Source organism: Pseudomonas corrugata, from assembly GCF_050920615.1.
GTDB lineage: Bacteria > Pseudomonadota > Gammaproteobacteria > Pseudomonadales > Pseudomonadaceae > Aquipseudomonas > Aquipseudomonas corrugata.
Genome location: NZ_CP130434.1, coordinates 4,409,291 through 4,431,153 on the forward strand (window position 1 = coordinate 4,409,291; position 21,863 = coordinate 4,431,153).

Annotated in this window: 24 protein-coding genes; 14 read left to right on the plus strand and 10 right to left on the minus strand. The window is 62.0% G+C overall.

Annotation, left to right across the window (positions count from 1 at the left end; translation table 11 throughout):
- Positions 1–120 precede the first annotated feature (120 nt).
- From QZH45_RS19245 to QZH45_RS19260, 4 genes are all read left to right on the plus strand, one after another.
- Positions 121–1,146, plus strand: coding sequence for a LacI family DNA-binding transcriptional regulator (locus QZH45_RS19245; RefSeq protein ID WP_024779273.1), 1,026 nt, complete (start codon positions 121–123; stop codon positions 1,144–1,146).
- A 103-nt stretch (positions 1,147–1,249) separates the two neighbouring features.
- Positions 1,250–2,200 carry a TAXI family TRAP transporter solute-binding subunit gene (locus QZH45_RS19250; protein WP_024779274.1) on the plus strand — a complete coding sequence of 317 codons (951 nt, stop codon included), beginning with the start codon at positions 1,250–1,252 and terminating at the stop codon, positions 2,198–2,200.
- Between the two features lie 80 nt (positions 2,201–2,280).
- Positions 2,281–4,308, plus strand: coding sequence for a TRAP transporter permease (locus QZH45_RS19255; protein ID WP_024779275.1), 2,028 nt, complete (start codon positions 2,281–2,283; stop codon positions 4,306–4,308).
- Positions 4,305–4,691, plus strand: a complete 387-nt coding sequence (locus QZH45_RS19260; protein ID WP_024779276.1) for a DUF1850 domain-containing protein — start codon at positions 4,305–4,307, stop codon at positions 4,689–4,691. Before QZH45_RS19255 ends, QZH45_RS19260 begins: the two co-directional genes overlap by 4 nt.
- 74 nt (positions 4,692–4,765) lie before the next feature.
- Here the strand turns inward: QZH45_RS19260 and QZH45_RS19265 are convergent, their stop codons facing one another.
- Entirely contained in the window at positions 4,766–5,857 is a 1,092-nt protein-coding gene (locus tag QZH45_RS19265; RefSeq protein ID WP_024779277.1) for an SMP-30/gluconolactonase/LRE family protein, read from the minus strand.
- A 278-nt stretch (positions 5,858–6,135) separates the two neighbouring features.
- On the opposite strand from QZH45_RS19265, the gene QZH45_RS19270 reads away from it, so the two are divergent.
- Both QZH45_RS19270 and QZH45_RS19275 read left to right on the plus strand, forming a co-directional pair.
- A complete protein-coding gene (locus tag QZH45_RS19270; protein WP_053190871.1) occupies positions 6,136–7,107 on the plus strand; it encodes an EamA family transporter in 972 nt (323 codons plus the stop codon).
- A gap of 157 nt (positions 7,108–7,264) precedes the next feature.
- The gene (locus tag QZH45_RS19275) at positions 7,265–8,125 is read left to right on the plus strand and encodes a CAP domain-containing protein (protein ID WP_024779279.1); all 861 of its coding nucleotides are present in this window, start codon (positions 7,265–7,267) and stop codon (positions 8,123–8,125) included.
- A gap of 101 nt (positions 8,126–8,226) precedes the next feature.
- Here QZH45_RS19275 and QZH45_RS19280 read toward each other — a convergent pair whose 3' ends face one another.
- From QZH45_RS19280 to ggt, 3 genes are all read right to left on the minus strand, one after another.
- A complete protein-coding gene (locus QZH45_RS19280) occupies positions 8,227–8,562 on the minus strand; it encodes a DUF6124 family protein (protein ID WP_024779280.1) in 336 nt (111 codons plus the stop codon).
- A gap of 444 nt (positions 8,563–9,006) precedes the next feature.
- Positions 9,007–9,540: a cysteine hydrolase family protein gene (locus QZH45_RS19285; protein WP_024779281.1), complete on the minus strand. Its 534-nt coding sequence runs from the start codon at positions 9,538–9,540 to the stop codon at positions 9,007–9,009.
- Between the two features lie 62 nt (positions 9,541–9,602).
- Positions 9,603–11,330 carry a gamma-glutamyltransferase gene (gene ggt / locus QZH45_RS19290; protein WP_055135781.1) on the minus strand — a complete coding sequence of 576 codons (1,728 nt, stop codon included), beginning with the start codon at positions 11,328–11,330 and terminating at the stop codon, positions 9,603–9,605.
- A gap of 130 nt (positions 11,331–11,460) precedes the next feature.
- Between ggt and QZH45_RS19295 the strand changes: the two genes are divergently transcribed.
- A complete protein-coding gene (locus QZH45_RS19295; protein ID WP_024779283.1) occupies positions 11,461–11,886 on the plus strand; it encodes a GNAT family N-acetyltransferase in 426 nt (141 codons plus the stop codon).
- Positions 11,887–12,066: 180 nt separating this feature from the next.
- On the opposite strand, the gene QZH45_RS19300 is transcribed toward QZH45_RS19295, so the two are convergent.
- Entirely contained in the window at positions 12,067–12,417 is a 351-nt protein-coding gene (locus QZH45_RS19300) for a hypothetical protein (RefSeq protein WP_024779284.1), read from the minus strand.
- Positions 12,418–12,556: 139 nt separating this feature from the next.
- Here QZH45_RS19300 and QZH45_RS19305 point away from each other — a divergent pair, with 139 nt between their 5' ends.
- The 7 genes from QZH45_RS19305 (at position 12,557) to QZH45_RS19335 (ending at position 16,457) form a co-directional block, all read left to right on the plus strand.
- The gene (locus QZH45_RS19305; protein WP_055135824.1) at positions 12,557–12,892 is read left to right on the plus strand and encodes a DUF6388 family protein; all 336 of its coding nucleotides are present in this window, start codon (positions 12,557–12,559) and stop codon (positions 12,890–12,892) included.
- 100 nt (positions 12,893–12,992) lie between these two features.
- On the plus strand, positions 12,993–13,385 hold the full coding sequence (gene tusD / locus QZH45_RS19310; protein WP_024779286.1) for a sulfurtransferase complex subunit TusD: 393 nt from the start codon (positions 12,993–12,995) through the stop codon (positions 13,383–13,385).
- Complete coding sequence (tusC, locus tag QZH45_RS19315) at positions 13,385–13,747, plus strand: sulfurtransferase complex subunit TusC (protein WP_024779287.1); 363 nt, start codon at positions 13,385–13,387, stop codon at positions 13,745–13,747. The genes tusD and tusC overlap by 1 nt, the downstream gene beginning before the upstream one ends.
- Positions 13,747–14,040: a sulfurtransferase complex subunit TusB gene (tusB, locus tag QZH45_RS19320; RefSeq protein WP_024779288.1), complete on the plus strand. Its 294-nt coding sequence runs from the start codon at positions 13,747–13,749 to the stop codon at positions 14,038–14,040. The genes tusC and tusB overlap by 1 nt, the downstream gene beginning before the upstream one ends.
- Positions 14,037–14,372, plus strand: coding sequence for a TusE/DsrC/DsvC family sulfur relay protein (locus tag QZH45_RS19325; protein ID WP_024779289.1), 336 nt, complete (start codon positions 14,037–14,039; stop codon positions 14,370–14,372). Before tusB ends, QZH45_RS19325 begins: the two co-directional genes overlap by 4 nt.
- Entirely contained in the window at positions 14,369–15,370 is a 1,002-nt protein-coding gene (locus tag QZH45_RS19330; protein WP_055135823.1) for a glycosyl transferase family protein, read from the plus strand. The genes QZH45_RS19325 and QZH45_RS19330 overlap by 4 nt, the downstream gene beginning before the upstream one ends.
- A gap of 88 nt (positions 15,371–15,458) precedes the next feature.
- Complete coding sequence (locus QZH45_RS19335; protein ID WP_053190858.1) at positions 15,459–16,457, plus strand: glutathione S-transferase family protein; 999 nt, start codon at positions 15,459–15,461, stop codon at positions 16,455–16,457.
- Between the two features lie 254 nt (positions 16,458–16,711).
- Here QZH45_RS19335 and cysG read toward each other — a convergent pair whose 3' ends face one another.
- From cysG to lolA, 5 genes are all read right to left on the minus strand, one after another.
- Positions 16,712–18,106, minus strand: a complete 1,395-nt coding sequence (gene cysG, locus QZH45_RS19340; RefSeq protein WP_024779292.1) for a siroheme synthase CysG — start codon at positions 18,104–18,106, stop codon at positions 16,712–16,714.
- Complete coding sequence (gene serS / locus QZH45_RS19345) at positions 18,107–19,387, minus strand: serine--tRNA ligase (RefSeq protein WP_024779293.1); 1,281 nt, start codon at positions 19,385–19,387, stop codon at positions 18,107–18,109.
- A gap of 13 nt (positions 19,388–19,400) precedes the next feature.
- Positions 19,401–19,778: a fluoride efflux transporter CrcB gene (gene crcB / locus QZH45_RS19350; protein WP_024779294.1), complete on the minus strand. Its 378-nt coding sequence runs from the start codon at positions 19,776–19,778 to the stop codon at positions 19,401–19,403.
- A complete protein-coding gene (locus tag QZH45_RS19355; protein WP_024779295.1) occupies positions 19,775–21,100 on the minus strand; it encodes a replication-associated recombination protein A in 1,326 nt (441 codons plus the stop codon). The genes crcB and QZH45_RS19355 overlap by 4 nt, the downstream gene beginning before the upstream one ends.
- 125 nt (positions 21,101–21,225) lie before the next feature.
- Positions 21,226–21,849 (minus strand): outer membrane lipoprotein chaperone LolA, encoded by a 624-nt coding sequence (gene lolA, locus QZH45_RS19360; RefSeq protein WP_024779296.1) that lies wholly within the window; start codon positions 21,847–21,849, stop codon positions 21,226–21,228.
- Positions 21,850–21,863: the final 14 nt, after the last annotated feature.

Here is a 21,863-nt window from a genome sequence, read left to right on the forward strand (position 1 = left end):
AGGCGCAGTTTTGCGGCATGTCAAACCCCACGGTCTTCACGCAAGGACGTTTGTGAGGCGTCCAACCTGCGGTAAGCTCCCTCTCGTGCCGCTATTTTCCGGCGCTCGATCGAGGTGATTTTGTCCAATATCCGTGAAGTGGCCCGTCTGGCCGGCGTGTCGGTGGCTACAGTGTCCAGAACGCTGAAATCTCCCGAACGGGTCCTGCCCGAGACACGGGACAAGGTCAACGCGGCGGTGGAACAGGCCGGTTACCGGCCAAACCTGATGGCCGTGCAGTTCCGCTCCCGTCGCACCGGCAACCTGGTGATCCTCGTGCCGGCCATCGCCAATACGTTCTTTGCCAGAGTCATCAGCGGTGCCCAGCAGTCCGCCCAGGCGGCGGGTTATCGGTTGCTGTTGTGCGACACCCAGGGCCGGGCAGAAGTCGAGCGGGAATTCGCGGCGCTGGTCTATGCGCGCCAGGCCGATGGCGTGATCCAGTTGCGGGCAAGCGATCCTTTCGCGTCGCTCCCTCCAGGTGCCGAAGCCCTGCCGCTGGTCAACGCCTGCGAAGTGATCAAGGATGCCGGCTTTCCCACCATCAGCCTCGACAACCGCGCCGCCGCCCAAGCCATGACCGAGTACCTGATCGGTCTCGGTCACCGTCGCATCGGCATCATCAAGGGTCCCCGCAGCAGCCCCCTGACGCTGGACCGCGTGGCCGGGTACGAGGACGCCTTGCGCCAGGCCGGCCTGGCCGTCGACCCTGGCTTGATCTGTCACGGCGACTTCACCTTGAACGCCGGGTACGACGGAGCCGGTGCGATGCTGGCGCTGGCCGAGCGTCCCAGTGCGCTGTTCTGTGAAAACGACGAGATGGCCATCGGCGCCCTCAAGCGCATCAAGGAGTCGGGGTTGCGGGTACCTGAGGATATTTCGCTGGTGGGCTTCGATGACATCCCGTTCGCGGCATATTGCGATCCGCCCCTGACCACCATTGCGCAGCCTGCCGAAACCTTTGGCCGCAGGGCTGTAGAGATGCTGATCGCGCTGATCGAAAATAAGCCCGTTGCCGAACGGCATGTGGTGCTGCCGTTCGAGCTGACGGTGCGTGACAGCAGCGCCGTGCCAGGGTTGGCGCCCTCCAGGAATGCTCAGAAATGACTGCCGTCCTCCTTTGATGCGCTATTGATTCGCCACTTCGCGGCCCGTTTGGACTAAAGTGGGAGGACTCTGCATAAAGCCATAACAAGACGGAGAGTTTTCCATGCGAGTCAACAAGCGCTTCACCCTCCTGGCCGCCGCGGCAGCCTTGGCGGTCACGACCGCGGTCCAGGCCGCTCCGGTTTACATCAACATCCTGACGGGGGGCACCAGTGGGGTCTATTACCCGATCGGAGTCGGGCTGTCGCAGATCTACAGCACCGGCATCAAGGACGCCAAGACCTCGGTGCAAGCCACCAAGGCTTCGGTGGAAAATCTGAACCTGCTGCAGGCCGGGCGCGGAGAATTGGCCCTCGCGCTGGGCGATTCGGTGGCTGACGCCAAGAATGGCGTGGAAGATGCCGGCTTCAAGGCACCGCTGACCAAACTACGCGCCATCGCCGGCGCCTACCCCAATTACATTCAGATCGTTGCCAGCCAGGAGTCGGGCATCAAGACGTTGGCCGACCTCAAGGGCAAGTCCATCTCCGTGGGGGCGGCAAAATCCGGCACCGAGCTGAACGCGCGAGCCATTCTCAAGGCAGCGGGGCTTAGCTACACCGATATGAAGGTCCAATATCTGCCCTTCGCCGAATCGGTGGACCTGATCAAGAACCGTCAACTGGATGCCACGCTCCAGTCTTCGGGGTTGGGGATGGCGGCCATCCGTGACCTGGCCTCGACCATGGCGCTGAACTATGTGTCGATTCCGACTGACGTGGTGACAAAAATCGGCAACCCGGCCTACCAAAGTGCAACGATCCCGGCCAATACCTATGACGGCCAGGCCGAAGCCGTGCCCACCGTAGCCATCACCAACATCCTGGTCACCCGTGAAGACGTCCCGGACGAGGTGGCCTACCAGATGACCAAGTTGCTGTTCGAGAATCTCCCCCGCCTGGGCAGCGCCCACTCCGCAGCCAAAGACATCACACTGGATAAAGCCGCGAAAAACTTGCCTATCCCCCTCCATCCCGGTGCCGAGCGCTATTACAAGGAAGTCGGCGCCCTGTAAGCCGATCCGGCGCAGCGGCGATGACCGTCGCTGCGCCCTCCCGGTTCGCACCTTTGATGCAGGCAAGAGGACATCCCTTAATGAGTGAGATTCAGCCCGGCATTCCCGCCGACCCACGGGACTGGCCCAGGACACTGTTCTACGTGGCCCTGCTGTTTTCCGTATTCCAGATCGTCACCGCTGCGTTCGCCCCTGTCTCCAGCCAGGTCCTGCGTGCCGTGCACGTGGGTTTCCTGTTGTGGGTAGTGTTTTTGAGTTATCCCGCCCATGGCACGGGTCGGCCCTGGCAGCCACTGGCATGGGTGTTATCCCTGGCCGGTATCACCACGGCCCTGTACCAATGGATATTCGAAGCCGATCTGATCCAGCGCTCCGGTGACCTGACCGTCACGGACCTCGTGGTTGGTATCGTGCTGATCGTGTTGGTGTTCGAGGCAGCTCGACGCGTGATGGGTATCGCACTGCCGTTGATCTGCGGTCTGTTCCTGGCCTATGGACTGTTCGGCGAATACCTGCCGGGCGACCTGGCCCATCGCGGCTATGGCTTCGATCAGATCGTCAATCAATTATCCTTCGGCACCGAGGGGCTTTACGGTACGCCGACCTACGTGTCGGCCACCTACATTTTCCTGTTCATCCTGTTTGGCGCTTTCCTTGAGAAAGCCGGGATGATCAAGCTGTTCACCGACTTTGCCATGGGCCTGTTCGGCCACAAGCTCGGCGGCCCGGCCAAAGTCGCCGTTGCCTCCTCTGCCTTGATGGGGACCATTACCGGCTCTGGCATTGCCAACGTGGTGACCACAGGGCAATTCACCATCCCGCTGATGAAGCGCTTCGGCTACAGAGCCGCGTTCGCCGGTGGCGTGGAAGCCACTTCCAGCATGGGTAGTCAATTGATGCCGCCGATCATGGGTGCCGTGGCGTTCATCATGGCCGAGACCATCAACGTGCCGTTCGTTGAAGTCGCCAAGGCCGCCTTGATTCCCGCGTGCCTGTACTTCGGTTCAGTATTCTGGATGGTTCATCTCGAAGCCAGGCGCTCCAACCTCAAAGGCTTGCCCAAGGACCAGTGCCCAAGTGCGCTGGGCGCCGTGAAAGAAAACTGGTACCTGCTGATCCCGCTCGCGGTCCTGATCTATCTGCTGTTTTCCGGGCGCACGCCGCTTTTCTCCGGCATGGTGGGACTGGCGCTCACCGCCATCGTGATCCTTGGTTCAGCGATCATCCTGCGAGTGTCGAGCTTTGCCCTGCGCTGCGCCTTCTGGATCGCGCTGGGTATCCTGTGCGTAGGGTTCTTCCAGTTGGGCATCGGCGTCATCTTTGCGGTTATCGCGGTGCTGGTCATCCTCTGCTGGTTCATCAAAGGCGCGCGGGAAACCCTGACGATCTGCCTCCATGCACTGGTGGAAGGTGCGCGACATGCGGTGCCGGTCGGGATTGCCTGTGCCCTGGTGGGCATCATCATCGGCGTGGTGTCGCTGACCGGGGTGGCGTCGACCTTCGCCGGTTACATCCTGGCCATTGGCAAGGACAACCTGCTGCTGTCGTTGATCCTGACCATGCTCACCTGCCTGGTGCTCGGCATGGGCATTCCCACTATTCCCAACTACATCATCACCAGTTCGATCGCTGCGCCCGCGCTGCTGGAACTGGGTGTGCCGCTGATCGTGTCCCACATGTTCGTGTTCTATTTCGGCATTCTTGCCGACCTGACGCCGCCCGTGGCGCTGGCTTGCTTCGCGGCAGCGCCCATTGCCAGGGAGACCGGCCTGAAAATCAGCTTCTGGGCCGTACGCATCGCGCTTGCCGGCTTCGTCATTCCGTTCATGGCGGTCTATAACCCGGCGCTGATGCTTCAGGGTGGCAATCTTTGGATGACCGCTTACATGCTGATCAAGACGATGTTGGCCGTCGGGCTTTGGGGCATGGCGTCTACCGGTTATCTGCAACAGAAGATGCCGATCTGGGAGCGCACGATGTGTTTTGTCGCAGGCGCTTTACTGGTAGTCGCGTTGCCATTGACCGATGAGATTGGCTTCGTGCTGGCCGGTCTGTTGATCTTCCAGCACCTGTGGCGCTCGCGGCGCGTCGGACGGGCCCTGGCGTGATCGGTTTATGCCTGGGCCTGGCCGGTGTGGCCTGGGCCCAGCTTCCCCTCCGGGACTTCACACTGGCGTGGAATCACACCATCGAGAAAATCCGCTGGGAGGAGGACTACCGCGTTACCGGGCAGGGGCTGGTTCTGGGTGAAGCCCGGGTCAAAGGCAATGGCGCCGGCATGGAGATTCCCGACGGTGCCTGGCTGAAAGACGGCAGCTGGCACTACCTGCGCCAACTGCCGCCCCTGCAACCACTGAGACTGGGCCGCACACCCCAGGCTGGCGATTACCAGCTGTGTTTGAATGGACGTTGCCAGCCAATGAGTCATTGGCTGGGACCACCAACGGCAAATCAGCCCTTCGTGGAATTGTGGAGTTGCGACCCGACCTGAACCGATCCACTGCGACGAGGCGTTTGCGCCCCTCGCCACAGTGACCGGCGAGACTTGCTGTCCAAGCCGTTCAGTCAACTGAACGTGGCGCCTCGGGTATTCACGAACAGCGAATACAGCGAGTGACTGCCGGCCATGAACAAGCGATTACCTTCCCGCCCGCCAAAGCAGATGTTAGGGCAGCGTTCCGGCAGGGAAATGTGGCCGATGGCTTTGCCTTGCGGATTGAACACCCGTACGCCGTCGAGTTTCTCCAGGTCTGCCTTGGGGTCGCCGTTGCCGCCCCAACCGCACCAGAGGTTGCCGCTTTCGTCGCACTTGATGCCATCAATGGCGGCGTAATCCAGACCTTCAATGTGCTTGCGCCGCTCGCCCAACGTACCGTCTTCCTTGACCGTGATCGCCCAGATCAGACGGTTGGGCTTGGCCCTGCCCTCCACCACATAGAGGATCTTCTCGTCCGGGGAGAAACACAGGCCGTTCGGCCCCGCCAAGTCATCGATCACCCGACTGACCTTCCCGGTTTCGCCATCGATACGGTACACCGCGTGGGGCTGAGAAGGCGTGACCTTGTGTCCTTCGTAGTTGTTGCCGGTCTGGAATGGCGGGTCGGTAAACCAGACCGAACCATCGCGCTTGCACACGATATCGTTCGGCGAATTGAAAGGCTTGCCCTCGAAACTGTCCGCCAGCACGGTGATGGTGCCGTTGTGCTCGGTACGGGTGACGCGCCGCCCCTCGCTCGAGGTGGTGGAGCCTTCGCACACCAGCAATCGCCCCTGGCGATCACGGCACATGCCGTTGGAAAAATTGGAGTTCTCGCGATACACCGACAGACTGCCGGTAATCTCATCCCAGCGCACAATGCGGTTGTTGGGAATGTCGCTGACCAGCAGGTAGCGGCCATCGCCGACCCACACCGGCCCTTCGGCCCAGCGCAACCCGGTGGCGAGTTTTTCCACGCTGGCATTGAAGATGCGCAGGTCCATGAAGCTGGGATCGAGGATGTTGATCAGCGGGTCCGGGTAACGCTGGCTCAACGGCTCGGCCTGGGTGAGCCCGGGCAGATTCCCGAGGGTGGCGGCAGCTGCCGAGACCACCAGGGATTTTTTCAGGAATACCCGGCGGCCTTGGTCGGCGGGGCTTATCAGTTGCGAAGTCTCCATCGGGTGTCGCTCCGTTAATTATTATTGGACGGGATGACAGTTTTACTACGTGATAAGACATCGTACAAGACAACCATCTTCGCATCCGTTGAAGTACGGCTGCACTCACGCCCTCTCAAACCAGAATATTTACAAAGCCTCGTGGGGATTCCGAATTCTTCAGTACTTGTTCCCCTGGATGAGATAAGGTAAAAAACCGCACAGTTGTACGATGACAATAACTAAATTCATCGCCCGAAGCCTACGCTTCGGCGGTCGTTCTTTTGAGAAACCCTGCCATGGTCCGCCCCACCGCCACACTGGATTCCCCCACTCCGTTTCCACGCCACCTCGCGGTGCTCGTCCTGTTGTGCATGGGGTGCGCCTTCGCCGGCAACCATGTGGCGGCGCGGGTGGCATTCGATGACGGCGCCGGCGTGTTACTGGCGATCCTGATGCGCTCGGGCGGGACTCTGCTGGTGCTGGCCTTGATGGTGCTGTGGCAACGCCAGGGCTTGCGGCTTCCACCCGGCACCTGGCGCTGGCAGTTGCTGCTTGGGCTGTTGATCGCTACACAGAGCCTGTGCTTGTACTCGGCCGTGGCGAGGGTGCCGGTGGCCCTGGCACTGCTGGTGGGCAATGTGTTCCCGATCTTGCTCGCGCTACTGACCTGGGCACTGGGCGGACCACGCCCCACCCCCCGCACCGCCGCCCTGATGGGGTTGATACTGGTGGGCCTGGTGTTCGTGCTGGAGGTGCCGGCGCGGTTATCGTCCGAACAGAGCGTCGGTCCCCAATGGTTGCTGGGTGTCGGCCTGGCCTTCTGCGCGGCTTGTGCGTTCGCTTGCGCGCTGTGGATCACCGACCACAAGCTGTCCCAGGTGCGCGGCTCGGTGCGCAGCCTGCTGACGATCTTCATTGTGTTCAGCAGCGTCAATCTCGCCGGCCTGAGCGGTGCCCTCCCCGGCGGCTTCAACCTGCCGGCCACCAGCACCGGCTGGTTGGCCCTGGCTACCCTGGTAACGCTCTATGGCACCGGCTTTATTGTGCTGTTCATTTCCGTGCCGCGCCTGGACATGCCGCGCAATGCCCCAGTGATGAACGTCGAACCGTTGGCAACGCTGCTGATCGGCTGGCTGGTACTGGACCAGATGCTCAGCCCCGGCCAAGTGCTCGGCGGCGCTATCGTGGTAGCCGGGATCGTGCTGTTGACCTATCGCAAGGTCGAACGGGTCAAGGCGCCCGTGGCCGGGGCGGCTGGAAACAACTGAACTCGCCACAGGGGTTGGGTGCCCCTGCTGAAACTTGTCTTCAAACCCACAGTCCTACCCCAGCCGTGAAAGCCTCGCCGTCCTGTGCGAAGCGCTTGCGGCTGATGGGCGCCAGGCCTGGCGCTCGCGTAACTCTCCCTCTTGAGCCGTCCGCACCATGCGCCACCCTGTTCGCTCTTGCCGTTTCGTTTCGCTTTGCCTGCTCCCCCTGCTGCCCTTGCTCGCCAGCCCTGCCCACGCTCGGGGTGAGGGTCAACTGGTAAACGCCATCAACGACTACCGCAGCCAGTCCCGCCGCTGTGAATGGCGCACGGTCCGGGCCTCCCCACCCTTGGTGCTGCGCTCACGCCTGGCCTTGCCGATCGGCTTTCGTGACAGCTTGCGGGAAACCTTGAAAGACGCCGGTTATTCAGCCCGGGCCGTACGCAGCATCCGCCTGACGGATGCGCGGGATGCCGAAGAAGCCTTCGACATGCTGGCGGACGAGCACTGCGACGCCTTGCTGGACAACCAATACGCTGACATCGGCGTCAACCGGGTTGGTGATGATTGGCGAGTGGTGCTCGCGCAGCCCATGGGCGGTGCAGCGGTCAGCGACGCCTCATCGATCGGCAAGGCACTGCTGACCCAGGTCAACGCCGCAAGGGCCAAGTCGCGCGTGTGTGGTCGCCAGCGCTTCGCCGCCGCCCGGCCACTGAGCTGGAACGCCGCACTCGGATCAGCCGCCCAGGGACATAGCCAGGCAATGGCCCACGGCAACTATTTCGCCCACCGCGATCCCGACGGCCGCTCCGTCGCCGAGCGGGCCAAGGGCGCCGGCTATCGTGGCCGCAAGATCGGTGAGAACATCGCCGCCGGCCAAGGCTCTGCGAACCAGGCCATGCAAGACTGGCTCGCCAGCCCAGGGCATTGCGCCAACCTGATGAACCCGATGTTCACCCAAGTGGGCGCCGCCTCCGCCAGTGATTCACGCAGCGATGCGGGGGTGTACTGGACGATGGTGTTTGGGGCGCCTTGAAAAGCCTTTTCAATGTCGAGGCATGCACGGTTGTAGAGGAAGAATTGTGTCAGCTTCGCCACTTGGCGTGAGCAAGCTCCCTCCACGAAGGACGGAGGTGGCTAACGTGGGTCGACGTTATCCAGCGCCCGGTTCGCCAGCAATGCGCCCAGTTCAATCAGTTGCTGGATGCCCAGGGCCACATGCCGCCGTGAGCCATCCAATTCAAATGCCAGATCACTGGTCATGGCGTTGGCCGATGCCAATGTTTCGCTGAGGTTGGCAAGCAGGACTTCGGTGTCGATGCCGTTGACAACCGTAAAGAGTTGATCGGATGTCGGATCGGCCTCGGGTCCGGTTGTTTTGGCTTTCAGGTAATAATCGAGGGCTCGATCGGCGGCCTCGTCGTACGAGGCTGAGGTGTCGTCTTCTGGCGGGTTGGGAGTTACTTTGAACATAGATGAAGCTCCGATACATTTTGAAAAGGAGCCATCACTCTCACGCTACCAAACGAAGGGCGGTGGCCATACGAAGGTTGGTAGACCGGGTATCGGAACCGGCGCCTCCGAAGAAGCCCTGCGCATGGCCACCAAAAAGCGAAGCGCATGGTTGCACTTGCAAGAGGTGACGCTGTGCACCGAAAACCCGGGCTACCAAACCCGATCACTGATTCGTCAGTGATCGACAAACGATAGAGGCCGCTTCCCAAGCGCACAAGCCGGCGGATTCTGGCGTAGTTGTAGGCAGTGGCGCAAGACGATGTAGCTCGATCCAGCTGAGCCCGACAGCTCAATAAACACACTGATCGCCGCGCCCGGGCGCAGTAAACGGATGCAATCACATCAATCAAAAATGCGTTCGTTCAGCTAGAACGACCGTTAGCGTTCAGGGCCTCGGCCGGTTCAGAGACGTACGTCCTGCGCCGACAGCACATCGATCCGCGACACCGCGCTGCTCAGGCGTCCCAAGCGCTCATTGTGGTTGGCGATGATCTGCTCCGCCGCCAGGCTGCCGTTGTCCACCGTGGTATGGGCATCGGCAGCCAGGACCACTTCATACCCCAAGGTGTGGGCCTGGCGAACCGTGGCGTTGACACAGTAATCGGTCTGCATGCCGCAGATCACCAGGCGGTCGATGCTTCGGGCCTGCAGCAACGACAGCAGGTCCGTCTGGTAGAACGCATCAGGCGTGGTCTTGCGCACCCGCAGGTCATCCGCGGCGGTCAACAAGCCGTCGGCCAGTTGCCAGGCATCAGAACCATGCAACAGCGAACCTTGCAGTTCTTCGTGCTGGATCAGGATCACCGGCAGGCCTGAAGCCCTGGCCCGAGCGCTGAGGTCGTTAATGGTCCCGATGACGCGCTGGCTCTCGAAACATTCTTCTTCACCGGTGCACAGGGCGCTCTGGACATCGATGATCAGCAAAGCGGTACTCATGGTTTCCCTCTTCAAGACAATGATGAACGGCCATGGGGGTTGCCTCCGGCAGCCCCCTCTGCTCAATAGCCCAATGATAATCCCGTGTTGCGACGTGGATCGTTGGCCCCATAAAACCGATTCTTGCCCACCGGTTTTCCACCCAGCGACGGTGCACCCACCAGAATCGCAGCAACGTGGTTGGGGTCCTGGGGACCTGCGAACTTATGCCCCCAGCTTACCAGGATCTTTTGCGTGTCAGGGCTGGCGGCGAAGGTTTCCAGGTTGGTCTGCTCAGGCATCCACTGCTGGTGGAAGCGCGGCGCGTCGACGGCTTCCTGCAGGTTCATGCCGTAATCGATCACATTGAGGATCGTCAGCAATGTCGCGGTGATGATACGGCTGCCGCCCGGCGTCCCCACCACCATGACAGTCTTGCCGTCCTTGGTGACGATGGTCGGGCTCATGGACGACAACGGTGCCTTGCCCGGTGCGATGGCGTTGGCCTCCCCTTGCACCAGCCCATACATATTGGGGACGCCGATCTTGGCGGTGAAATCGTCCATTTCGTCGTTGAGGATCACCCCGGTCTTGCTCGCCATGACGCCGGCACCGAACCAGTTATTGAGGGTGTAGGTGACGGAAACGGCGTTGCCCCACTTGTCGACAATGGAGTAGTGAGTGGTGTTGCTGCCCTCGTGGGGCGCCACGCCGGGCTTGATCGAATGCGAGTCACCGGCCTTTTGCGGTTCGATGGCAGCCCGCAGTTTGGCGGCGTAGCTTTTATCCAGAAGATGATCGATGGGGTTCTGCACGAAGTCCGGGTCACCCAGGTAGCTGTTGCGATCCACATAGGCATGGCGCATGGCTTCGATCTGGTAGTGCATCCCCTGGGCCGAATGGAAACCCAGTTCCTTCATCGGATAGCCGTCGAGGATGTTCATGATCTGGCACAGCACCACGCCGCCGGAACTGGGCGGCGGTGCCGAGATGATGTGGTAGCCGCGATAGTCGCACTCCACCGGCGCCAGCTCGCGGGTCTTGTACTTGTCCAGGTCGGCCTGGGTGATGATGCCTTTGTTGGCCTGGCTGGAGGTGACAAGGGCGTCGGCGACCCAGCCCTTGTAGAAACCATCGGCTCCCTTGGCGGAGATTTCCCGCAGGGTCCTGGCGAGGTCTTTCTGCACCAGTTTATGACCAACCTGCATCGGCTCGCCGTTGTGCAGGAAGATCGAACCCGAGTCACGCATGTCCTCCTTGAACACGTCGGTGGCGGTCTCCAGCAGGTCCACATCGCCCTGCTCCAGGGTGAAACCGTCCTCGGCGAAGCGAATGGCCGGGGCGATCAGTTCAGCCCGGGACTTGCTGCCGTACTTCTTCAGCGCCAGCTCCATGCCGGACACCGTGCCGGGCACACCCACCGCCAGGTGTCCGCGGGTGCTGAGATCCGGGACGACGTTACCGTCCTTGTCCAGGTACATGTCGGCCGTCGCAGCCAGCGGCGCTTTCTCGCGGAAATCCAGGAAGGTCTTGCGCCCATCGGCCAGTTGAAGGGTCATGAAACCACCGCCGCCCAGGTTCCCCGCCGCCGGGTACACCACCGCCAGCGCATACCCCACCGCCACCGCCGCATCCACGGCATTGCCGCCGCTCTTGAGCACATCGACGCCCACATGGGTCGCCAGGTGCTGGGCGGTGACCACCATGCCGTTCTCGGCGGCGACCGGGGCCTGGGAGGCAGCCTGCACGTAGAAGCAACTGAGGGTCAGGGATGTCGCAACCAGGGTCCGGGTCAAGGATTCGAACTTCATGAGCCACTCTCTTCTTGTTTTGGAAACCCAGGAAGTATGGCCCGGTTTGAAAAATGCGCCCGTTCGCTGTCGGACGGTCTTTTGGGGTACGCTCATGCCGTTCATCCATCCCGCAATAAGGACATCGCTGATGACGCTGCGAATCGAACGCACCGACGCTCCCACCGACGAGGAGCGCCAGGCCATCCTGGCCCCGCTACGCGCCTACAACACCGCCAGGACCGGCGGCACCGTGCCGGAACTGGTCGCCTGGCTGGTTCGGGACGAACACAGCAGTGAAATAGTGGGCGGGCTCTACGGTCGGGTGTTCTTCCGCTGGTTCTATATCGAGTTGCTGGTGGTGCCGGAACAGGCCCGCGGCCAAGGCACGGGGTCGGCATTGATGCATAAGGCCGAAGAGCTGGCCAGGGAGAAGAACTGCGTCGGCATCTGGCTGGACACCTTCGACTTCCAGGCGCCGGAGTTCTACCGCAAACACGGCTTTACGGTAATCGGCCGGATCGACGATTACCCACCCGGTCACCAGCACTTCTTCCTCCAGAAGCGCCTGACTTGAAACACACATCCTGTGGGAACGGGCTTGCTCGCGAAAGTGGTCTACCCTTCAACACCATCGTCGGCTGACCCACCGCCATCGCGAGCAGGCTCGCTCCCACACGGTACCCGGCATGGCCGGAAGATTGGGGCCAACACAAATCCCCTGTGGGAGCGAGCCTGCTCGCGATGCTCTACTGGCCTACAGGCAAGTCGCCAACGCCGCCAACCGGCGCTTGGCCATGAAGTCGTCGTGCTTGGCGTAGTAATTCAACGTCGTGCCGGCGGCACCGGTTTCCAGATCGACAAAAGCTTCAGCAGAGCGGGTGTACACCGTCGAGCCGCCTTTCTTGCCCGGTTGCAGATAAGCCCCGGCGTCGACGCCGAATACCGCCTCGTCCTGCCAGGAAAACTGCACGCATTGGGCCACGACCTGTTCCGGCTTGTCCGAGGCCAGCGTCTTGTAAGGCGCCTGGGTGCGGGCCTGGTTCATCGCCGAACCCGCACAGCCGGCCAGCAAGGTGGCGGCCAGGGCCACCGTCAGCATTCGCATTGCGTTCACTCATCGAGAAAAAAACGGACTTTAGCACCACGCCCCCGATCTTCGTGCTGCTTTACTGAAATTTATACGCGACACCGGACGATGATTCGCGCACCCTGTGGCGCCTTTTTTCACTCACCAGAGAGTCAGCATGGCGGCCACCGAACAGCAACATGAGCGGGCATTGGAAAAGTTTCTCGACGAGCGTCCCGAACTGCGCGCCGAACTGGATCACCTCAACCCACTGCTGGCCCAGGCCAAGGGCGAGACGGCGGAACAATACCGCGCCGAGCGGTTGCATGAGGCCTTCGAAGCCGAGGCCGAGCGCCAGGGCCTGTTCGCCTGGGAGCTGACCCTGCAATTGACCGCAACCTCACCAGAGGACTATCAGTCCCAGCGGATGGACGTGCACAGGGAAGTGGCAGAGATGGCGGGAATGGATTGGGCGGAATATTGCGAGTTGCACGGCCTCACGGAAGACCGCTGAACCAGTGTGGCGAGGGGATGTCCCCACAATCCTGCAGTGCCAATCGCTCCCCTGTCCATAAAGCTTTATCATGGCCGCAGTTTTGCTGATCGGATGTGCCATGAAGTTCGCCATTGCGCTGTTTTCCGCCGCCCATGCGCCGTCCTCGCGCCGAGCCTTGCTGTTCGCCCAGGCCGCGCTGGCCGGCGGGCATGAAATCGTGCGGCTGTTTTTCTATCAGGACGGTGTCTATAACGCCGACAGCGGTGTGGTCACCCCCCAGGACGAACAGGACCTGCCCAAGCAGTGGCGCAACTTTGTCAGCGACCACCAGCTCGACGGCGTGGTCTGCATCGCAGCGGCGTTGCGCCGAGGGGTGTTGAACGCCGAGGAAGCCCAGCGCTACCAACGCTCGGCCGTGAGCGTCGAGGCCCCCTGGGCCCTGTCCGGGCTCGGCCAGTTGCACGACGCGATCCAGGATGCCGACCGCTTGATCTGTTTTGGAGGTCCATGATGGCCCAGTCCCTGTTGCTCATCAGCCGCCAGTCCCCATGGTCGGGTCCAGGCGCCCGGGAAGCGTTGGACATCGTCCTGGCCGGCGGGGCATTCGACCTGCCCATCGGCCTGCTGTTTCTCGACGACGGCGTACACCAGCTGCTCCCCGGCCAGAACGCCAAGGTCGTCCAGCAAAAAGACCTGAGCGCGAACTTGCAGGCGTTGCCCATGTTCGGCGTCGAAGACCTTTTTGTCTGCGCCGACAGTGCTGCCGAACGCGGCGTCGACACCGATGCCCTGGCCCTGGCTGAACTGAAGGTGCTGACCGCACCGGACATCACCGCCCTCATTGACCGTTACGACCAGGTGATTACCCTCTGATGTCGACTTTGCATGTGTTGTCCCATTCACCCTTTGGCGATAACCGCCTCGCCAGTTGCCTGCGGGTCCTGGGAGACAAGGATGCGCTGCTGCTGTGTGGCGATGCGACTTACGCCTTGCAATCCGGCACCGCACCGTTTGCACGATTGCAGGCCGCCGGCCTGAAGCTGTTCGCACTGGCCGAAGACCTCCAGGCCCGAGACTTGCCGGCCCCTGACTGGGCCAAGAGCATCGACTACCCGGCCTTCGTCGAACTGTCGATCCAGCATGACAAGGTCAACACTTGGCTATGAACGCGCTGAACGTGGGCGAACGCGCCATCGCGCTGGACAAGGACGGCTACCTTGCCGACCGGGAGGACTGGTCAGCAGAGGTGGCCACGGCCCTGGCCGCCGCCGAAGACATCGAGTTGAGCCCTGAACACTGGGAAATCCTCGAACTGCTGCGGGCATTCTACGACGAGTTCCAGCTCTCCCCCGCCACCCGGCCACTGATCAAGTACACCGCGCTGAAACTGGGTGCGGACAAGGGCAACAGCCTGCATCTGAACCGATTGTTCAAAGGCACTCCCGCCAAACTCGCCGCCAAGCTGGCGGGCCTGCCCAAACCGACGAATTGCTTATGACCGACTTTCCATCGCTGACTCTCGAGACCCCGGCCGAACATCCATTTGCCCAGTTCGTGCGCATCCTGGGCAAAGGCAAGCGCGGCGCCCGTGACCTCACCCGGGAAGAAGCCCGCGAGGCCATGGGCATGGTGCTCGACGAGCAGGTCGAGGACACCCAACTGGGTGCCTTCCTGATGCTGCTGCGGCACAAGGAAGAAAGCGCCGAGGAAATGGCCGGTTTCACTGAAGCCCTGCGCGCACGCCTGGATGCCCCGGCGCTGGCGGTGGACCTCGACTGGCCAACCTACGCCGGCAAGAAACGCCATCTACCCTGGTACCTGCTGGCGGCCAAGTGTCTCGGCCAGAACGGCGTGCGCATCTTCATGCACGGCGGCGGTGCCCATACGGCGGGTCGGCTTTATACCGAACAGTTGCTGGGATTTCTGCACATCCCGCTATGCCGTGACTGGCAGCAGGTCGGCACGGCCCTGGATAACGGCGGCCTGGCCTTCATGCCGCTAGTGGACTGGGCACCCCAGATGCAACGCATGATCGACCTGCGCAACACCCTGGGCCTGCGCTCGCCGATCCATTCCCTGGCGCGGATCCTCAACCCGCTGAAGGCCCGGTGCGGACTGCAAAGCATCTTCCACCCCGGCTACCAGGCGGTGCATCGCGATGCCAGCGGCTTGTTGGGGGATACGACTGTCGTGATCAAGGGCGACGGCGGTGAAATCGAAATCAACCCGGATGCCGACAGTCACCTGTATGGCACCACCGGCGGCACGAACTGGGATGAAGAATGGCCACGGCTGTCCCCACAGCGCCACGTCAAGCCAGAGAGCCTCGACCCCGAACACCTGAAAGCCATCTGGCGCGGCGACGTGGAGGACAGCTACCCGCAATTGGCCCTCGTTGCCACCATGGCCCTGGCCTTGCGCGGCCTCGGTCTGGCGCATGAAGACGCGTTCGAGCGAGCCCGACAGTATTGGGAGGCCCGAGATCGATCGATTTAATCGATCATCAACGCCCAACCTTTGCGCTTTTAGTTCGAACCTATCGGAATAGACTCGCCTCCAACGTTTATTGGCAGAGGAGATCGAGATGGGTTTGTTAGTCGAAGGCCGCTGGCAAGATCAGTGGTATGAAAGCAAGGATGGCACCTTCCAGCGCGAACAGGCGCAACGCCGTCACTGGATCACCGCAGACGGCAGCGCCGGCCCCACGGGCGAGAGTGGCTTTGCCGCCGACGCCGGGCGCTACCATTTGTATGTGTCCCTGGCCTGCCCCTGGGCTCATCGCACCCTGATCTATCGCAAGCTCAAGGGCCTGGAAGCGCTGATTGATGTTTCGGTGGTCAGCTACCTGATGCTGGAAAACGGCTGGACCTTCGACAAGGCCCACGGCTCTACCGGCGACAAACTGGACAACCTGCGCTTCCTGCACCAGCGCTACACCGCCGATACACCGGATTATACCGGTCGCGTCACCGTCCCGGCGCTGTGGGACAAGCGGCAACAGCGCATCGTGAACAACGAATCGGCGGAAATCATCCGCATGTTCAACAGCGCCTTCAATGACCTGACCGGCAACCACCTGGACCTGTATCCCGAACACCTGCGCAGCAAGATCGATGCGCTGAACGAGCGGATCTATCCGGCGGTGAACAACGGCGTCTACCGCGCCGGGTTCGCCACCACCCAACAGGCTTACGAAGAAGCGTTCGACCAGTTGTTCGCCGAACTCGATCGGTTGGAGGCTCTCCTGGGACTGCAGCGCTACTTGGCCGGCGAATACCTGACCGAAGCGGATATCCGCCTGTTCACCACCATGATCCGTTTCGATGCGGTGTATTTCGGCCACTTCAAATGCAACCTGCGACGCATCGCCGACTACCCGAACCTGTCGAACTGGCTGCGGGAGCTGTACCAATGGCCGGGCATTGCCGAGACGGTGGATTTCACTCACATCCAGCGGCATTACTACGGCAGCCACAAGACCATCAATCCCAACGGGATCGTGCCCAAGGGGCCGGAGCAGGATTTCAGCGGCGCCCATGATCGCGCGCGGTTGCTGGGGAAAGGGATCTGGGGCGGGGACTGATCCGGGATTTGTCGTGGATGTAAAGGCCTCATCGCGAGCAGGCTCGCTCCCACATTGGACTGTGTGCAACCAGAAATTCATGGCTGTACCCAGATCCCCTGTGGGAGCGAGCCTGCTCGCGATTGAAGGCGAAACGGTCTATCGCTAGACCTGCCCCTCCCACACTGGACTGTGTGCAACCAGAAATTCATGGCTGTACCCAGATCCCCTGTGGGAGCGAGCCTGCTCGCGATTGAAGGCGACACGGTCTATCGCTAGACCTGCCCCTGAGCCCCTTCGAACCACGCCAGTTTCTCGCGCAGTTGCACCACTTCCCCCACGATCACCAGCGTCGGCGCATGGACCTCATGCTCGGCCACCAGCTTCGGCAAATCTGCCAGAGTGCCGGTGAACACCCGCTGGTTGGACGTCGTGCCTTGCTGGATCAGCGCCGCCGGCGTATCGGCCGCGCGACCGTGCTTGATCAGCTCGCTGCAGATGCTCGGCAGTCCCACCAGCCCCATGTAGAACACCAGGGTCTGGGCCGGAGCCACCAGGTCCGCCCACGGCAGATCGCTGGTACCGTCCTTGAGATGGCCGGTGATGAAACGCACCGACTGGGCATAGTCGCGATGGGTCAGCGGAATACCGGCGTACGCCGCGCAACCACTGGCAGCTGTGATCCCCGGGACGACCTGGAACGGGATACCTTGGGCCGCCAGCTCTTCGATCTCTTCCCCGCCGCGCCCGAAGATGAACGGGTCGCCGCCTTTCAAGCGCACCACACGCTTGCCTTGCCGGGCCAACTCGACCAACTGCTGGTTGATCTGGTCCTGAGGCACGGCATGCTCGGCGCGGCGCTTGCCGACATAGACCCGCTCGGCATCACGCCGGCATAGTTCAAGGATCGCCGGCGCGACGAGACGGTCGTACAGCACCACATCGGCCTGCTGCATCAAACGCAGGGCGCGGAAGGTCAGCAGGTCGGGATCACCCGGCCCGGCACCCACCAGATAGACTTCACCCGGTGCGTGCGGCGCCTGGCCGGCGATTTTCTCGCGCAGCAGGCGCTCGGCTTCAGTGCCCTGCCCGGCCAATTGGCGGTCAGCGATAGGGCCCTGGAACACATCCTCCCAAAACGCCCGGCGTTGTTGCACATCCGGGAACAGCCGTTTGACCTGGCTGCGAAACTGCGCCGCCAAACCCGCCAGTTGCCCGTAGGTCGAAGGAATCCAGGTTTCCAGTTTGGCCCGGATCAGCCTTGCCAGCACAGGGGCATCGCCGCCGCTGGACACCGCAATCACCAGTGGCGAGCGATCGACGATGGCCGGGAAGATCACGCTGCACAGGGCTGGTGCGTCCACCACGTTGACCGGTACACAACGTTTATGGGCGTCGGCCGACACTTGGGCATTGAGGGGTTCGTCGTCGGTGGCGGCGATGATCAGCCCGCAACCATCCAGGTCCGTTTCGAGGTAGCCGCGCAGGACGCATTCGCCCCCGTTGCCACTGGCCAGTTCCCGCAGTTGCGGCTCGATTTCGGGTGCGACCACCCGCAGCAGCGCGCCAGCATCGACCAGCAGGCGGGATTTGCGCAGGGCAATCTCCCCGCCGCCGACCACCAGCACGCGGCTGCCGCGCAGGTTATGGAACAGTGGCAGATAGTCCATTTAGCCGATGACCTCAATGCCACCCATGTACGGCTTCAACACCTCAGGCACGCGGATCGAACCGTCGGCCTGCTGGTAGTTCTCCAGCACCGCCACCAGGGTACGACCCACCGCCAGGCCGGAGCCATTGAGGGTGTGGACCAGTTCCGGCTTGCCGGTTTCAGGGTTGCGGAAACGCGCCTGCATGCGACGGGCCTGGAAATCGCCACAGTTGGAGCACGATGAAATCTCGCGGTATTTGTCCTGGCTCGGAATCCACACTTCCAGGTCGTAGGTCTTGACCGCGCTGAAACCCATGTCGCCGGTGCACAGGGCCAGGGCACGATACGGCAGCTCCAGCAACTGCAGGACCTTCTCGGCGTTGGCCGTCAGGCTTTCCAGGGCTTCCATGGACTTTGCCGGCTCGACGATCTGCACCATCTCGACCTTGTCGAACTGGTGCTGGCGGATCATACCGCGGGTATCTCGACCCGACGCCCCGGCTTCACTGCGGAAGCACGGTGTATGGGCAACAAACTTGATCGGCAGTTGCTTGGCGTCGACGATCTCGCCGGCCACGATGTTGGTCAGCGAAACTTCGGCAGTCGGGATCAGGTAAAGGTCGGCTTCGCCGTCGCGGCCGATCTTGAACAGGTCTTCCTCGAACTTCGGCAACTGGCCGGTGCCTTGCAGGGCCGGCGCCTGGACCAGGTACGGGGTGTAGGCCTCTTCGTAACCGTGCTCAGTGACGTGCAGGTTGATCATGAACTGGGCCAGGGCCCGATGCAGGCGGGCAATTGGCCCGCGCAGCAAGGCAAAACGGGCGCCGGACAGCTTGGCGGCAGTCTCGAAGTCCAGCCAGCCGAACTTCTCACCTAGGGCTACATGGTCCTGCACCGGGAAATCGAACGTTTTTGGCGTGCCCCAGCGACGGACTTCAACGTTGCCCTCTTCGTCTTCACCGACCGGCACCGACTCGTGGGGCAGGTTCGGGATGCCCAGCAGGATCGAATCCAGTTCGGACTGGATCTTGTCCAGGGCCACCTTGCCGTTGTTGAGCTCGGTGCCCATGCTCTCGACGTTGGCCATCAACGGCGCGATGTCTTCGCCGCGCTGCTTGGCCTGGCCGATGCTCTTGGAGATCGCATTACGCTCGGCCTGCAGCTTTTCAGTCTGGGTCTGGACGGTCTTGCGCTGCTCTTCCAGCGCTTCGATGCGCGCGACGTCCAGGGCGAAGCCACGGGACGCCAGGCGGTCCGCTACGTCCTGAAGGTTGCTGCGTAACAGTTTGGAATCGAGCATGTCAGTCTCTCGTTTAGATAAGTTTGGTCAGGGACAGGCCGGCCCAGGTGGCGAGCAGCCCGCCGAATACGCTGGCAGCCGCATAGCCCAGGGCCAGCGGCACTTGCCCGCTTTCCAGCAGGCGCACCGTATCCAGTGAAAAGGACGAAAAGGTCGTCAGGCCGCCAAGGAAGCCGACGATCAGCCCCGCGCGCACTTCGACAGGCACTTCGGGGCGAATCAGGAACAGACCGTATAGAACGCCGATCAGCAGACAGCCCACGATATTAACGGTCAGCGTCGCGGTATAGAAGTGCCGGGGCCAATTTGCGTTGACCCAATTGCTGGCGGCGAAACGTGCCAGGGTACCGGCAACGGCGCCAGCGGAAACTGCAAGTATCAAGGGGATCAAGGCTTTCTCCGCCGCCGTGGGCTCAGGCGATCCAGCTGCGCCAGATGGTTCAGTTTCTCGCCGATCTTCAACTCCAGGCCACGGGGCACCGGTTGATAGAACGGCTGGGGGTCGAGTGCTTCGGGAAAATAGTCTTCGCCGGCGGCGTAGGCATCCGGCTCATCGTGAGCGTAACGGTATTCATCGCCGTAACCCAGCTGCTTCATGAGCTTGGTCGGCGCATTGCGCAAGTGCAGCGGTACCTCGAGGGAACCATGTTCGGTGGCGCTGCGCATGGCCGCCTTGAACCCCATGTACACCGCGTTGCTTTTCGGCGCACAGGCCAGGTACGTGATGGCCTGGGCTACGGCGAGCTCGCCTTCGGGGCTGCCCAGGCGCTCCTGCACATCCCAGGCCGCCAGGCACAGGCTCAGGGCCCGGGGATCGGCATTGCCGATGTCTTCGCTGGCCATGCGCACCACCCGTCGCGCGAGATACAACGGATCGCAGCCACCATCGATCATCCGCGCAAACCAGTACAGCGCGGCATCGGGATTGGAACCCCGTATGGATTTGTGCAACGCCGATATCTGGTCGTAGAACGCCTCGCCGCCCTTGTCGAAACGCCGCCGGGTATCGCCCAACAGGCTTTGCAGCAGCTCGACACCGATCTCGCTGTCATCCTCGGCCAGGTCCGAAGCGTTCTCCAGCAGGTTAAGCAAGCGTCGGCCATCGCCATCGGCAGCTGCACACAGGATCTGGAAACCTTCGTCGCTGAGGCTCAGCTTGCGCTTGCCCAGCCCGCGTTCTTCGGTCAACGCCCGAAGCACGAGTTTGCGCATCGCCGCTTCATCGAGACTCTTGAGCACATAGACCCGCGCTCGGGACAGCAAGGCATTGTTGAGCTCGAACGAAGGGTTTTCGGTGGTCGCGCCGATGAAGATCAGCGTACCGTCTTCGACATACGGCAGGAACGCGTCCTGCTGGGACTTGTTGAAGCGGTGCACCTCGTCGACGAACAGAATGGTGCGCTTGCCGTACTGCCCGGCCTGCTGCTTGGCGACTTCCACCGCCTGACGGATCTCCTTGACCCCGGCCAGAACCGCCGAAACCGTTTCGAAATGGGCATCCGAAACTTCCGCCAGCAGCCGGGCCAGGGTGGTCTTGCCCACGCCCGGCGGCCCCCAGAAAATCATCGAATGCAGCGCACCCTGCTCCAGGGCTTCGCGCAGGGGCTTGCCCCGCGCCAGCACATGCTCCTGGCCGACGTACTCATCCAGGTTGGTCGCGCGCAAGCGGGCGGCCAATGGCTGGGCAATCGGGGCGCTTCGAAACAGGTCCATCACTGCTTATGCAACCTCACTGGGTCCTGGTGCCGATACTGTCTGCCGGAGGGCAGCTCTGTGGGAGCAGCTCTGTAGGAGCAGCTTTGTGGGAGCAAGGCCATATCCCACAGGGGGGGCGGTGCTTATTCCTGGATGACGTCAGCACCCTTGGGAATGTCGAACTTGAACTTGGACGCCGCGATCGGCTCGTTGGCCTTGACCCCGGTGAACAGGATGTTGGTACGCTGGCCGACGCTGTCGATCAGTTGCATGTCATTGACCAGGCCGTTGCGGAACGACAGGCGCAGGCTGTCGAACAGACTGTCCTTGGTCTTGGGCTTGAGGGTGAAGTCGATCACGCCGCCCGCTTCCTTGGCGGTGATGTCGAAACTCTGGCTGATCTTGGAAATATCACCCGACAGCAACAACGCCGGCGTCTGGGTCAGGCGCTGGTCGAGATTCTTGATGGTGACCTGCTCCAGGTCCGGGTCCCACAGGGAGACTTTCTTGCCGTCGGACACCATCAACTGCTCGGCCGGTGCGTCGGTGTGCCAGTAGAACAGCCCCGGACGCTGGAGCGCCATGTCACCGGCGGTTTCCTGCAACTGAGTACCGCTGCCGTCGAGGGTCAGCTGGGAAAAGCGTGCGGTCAGGGTCTTGGATGTTTCCAACAGCTGGGTCAGGCGAGCCACGTCCTTTTCGTCGGCATGGGCCGACAAGGTGGTCAGGGCCAGTACGGGCAACAGCAGCATGCGAATCAGGCGCATGGGAGTCCTCATGA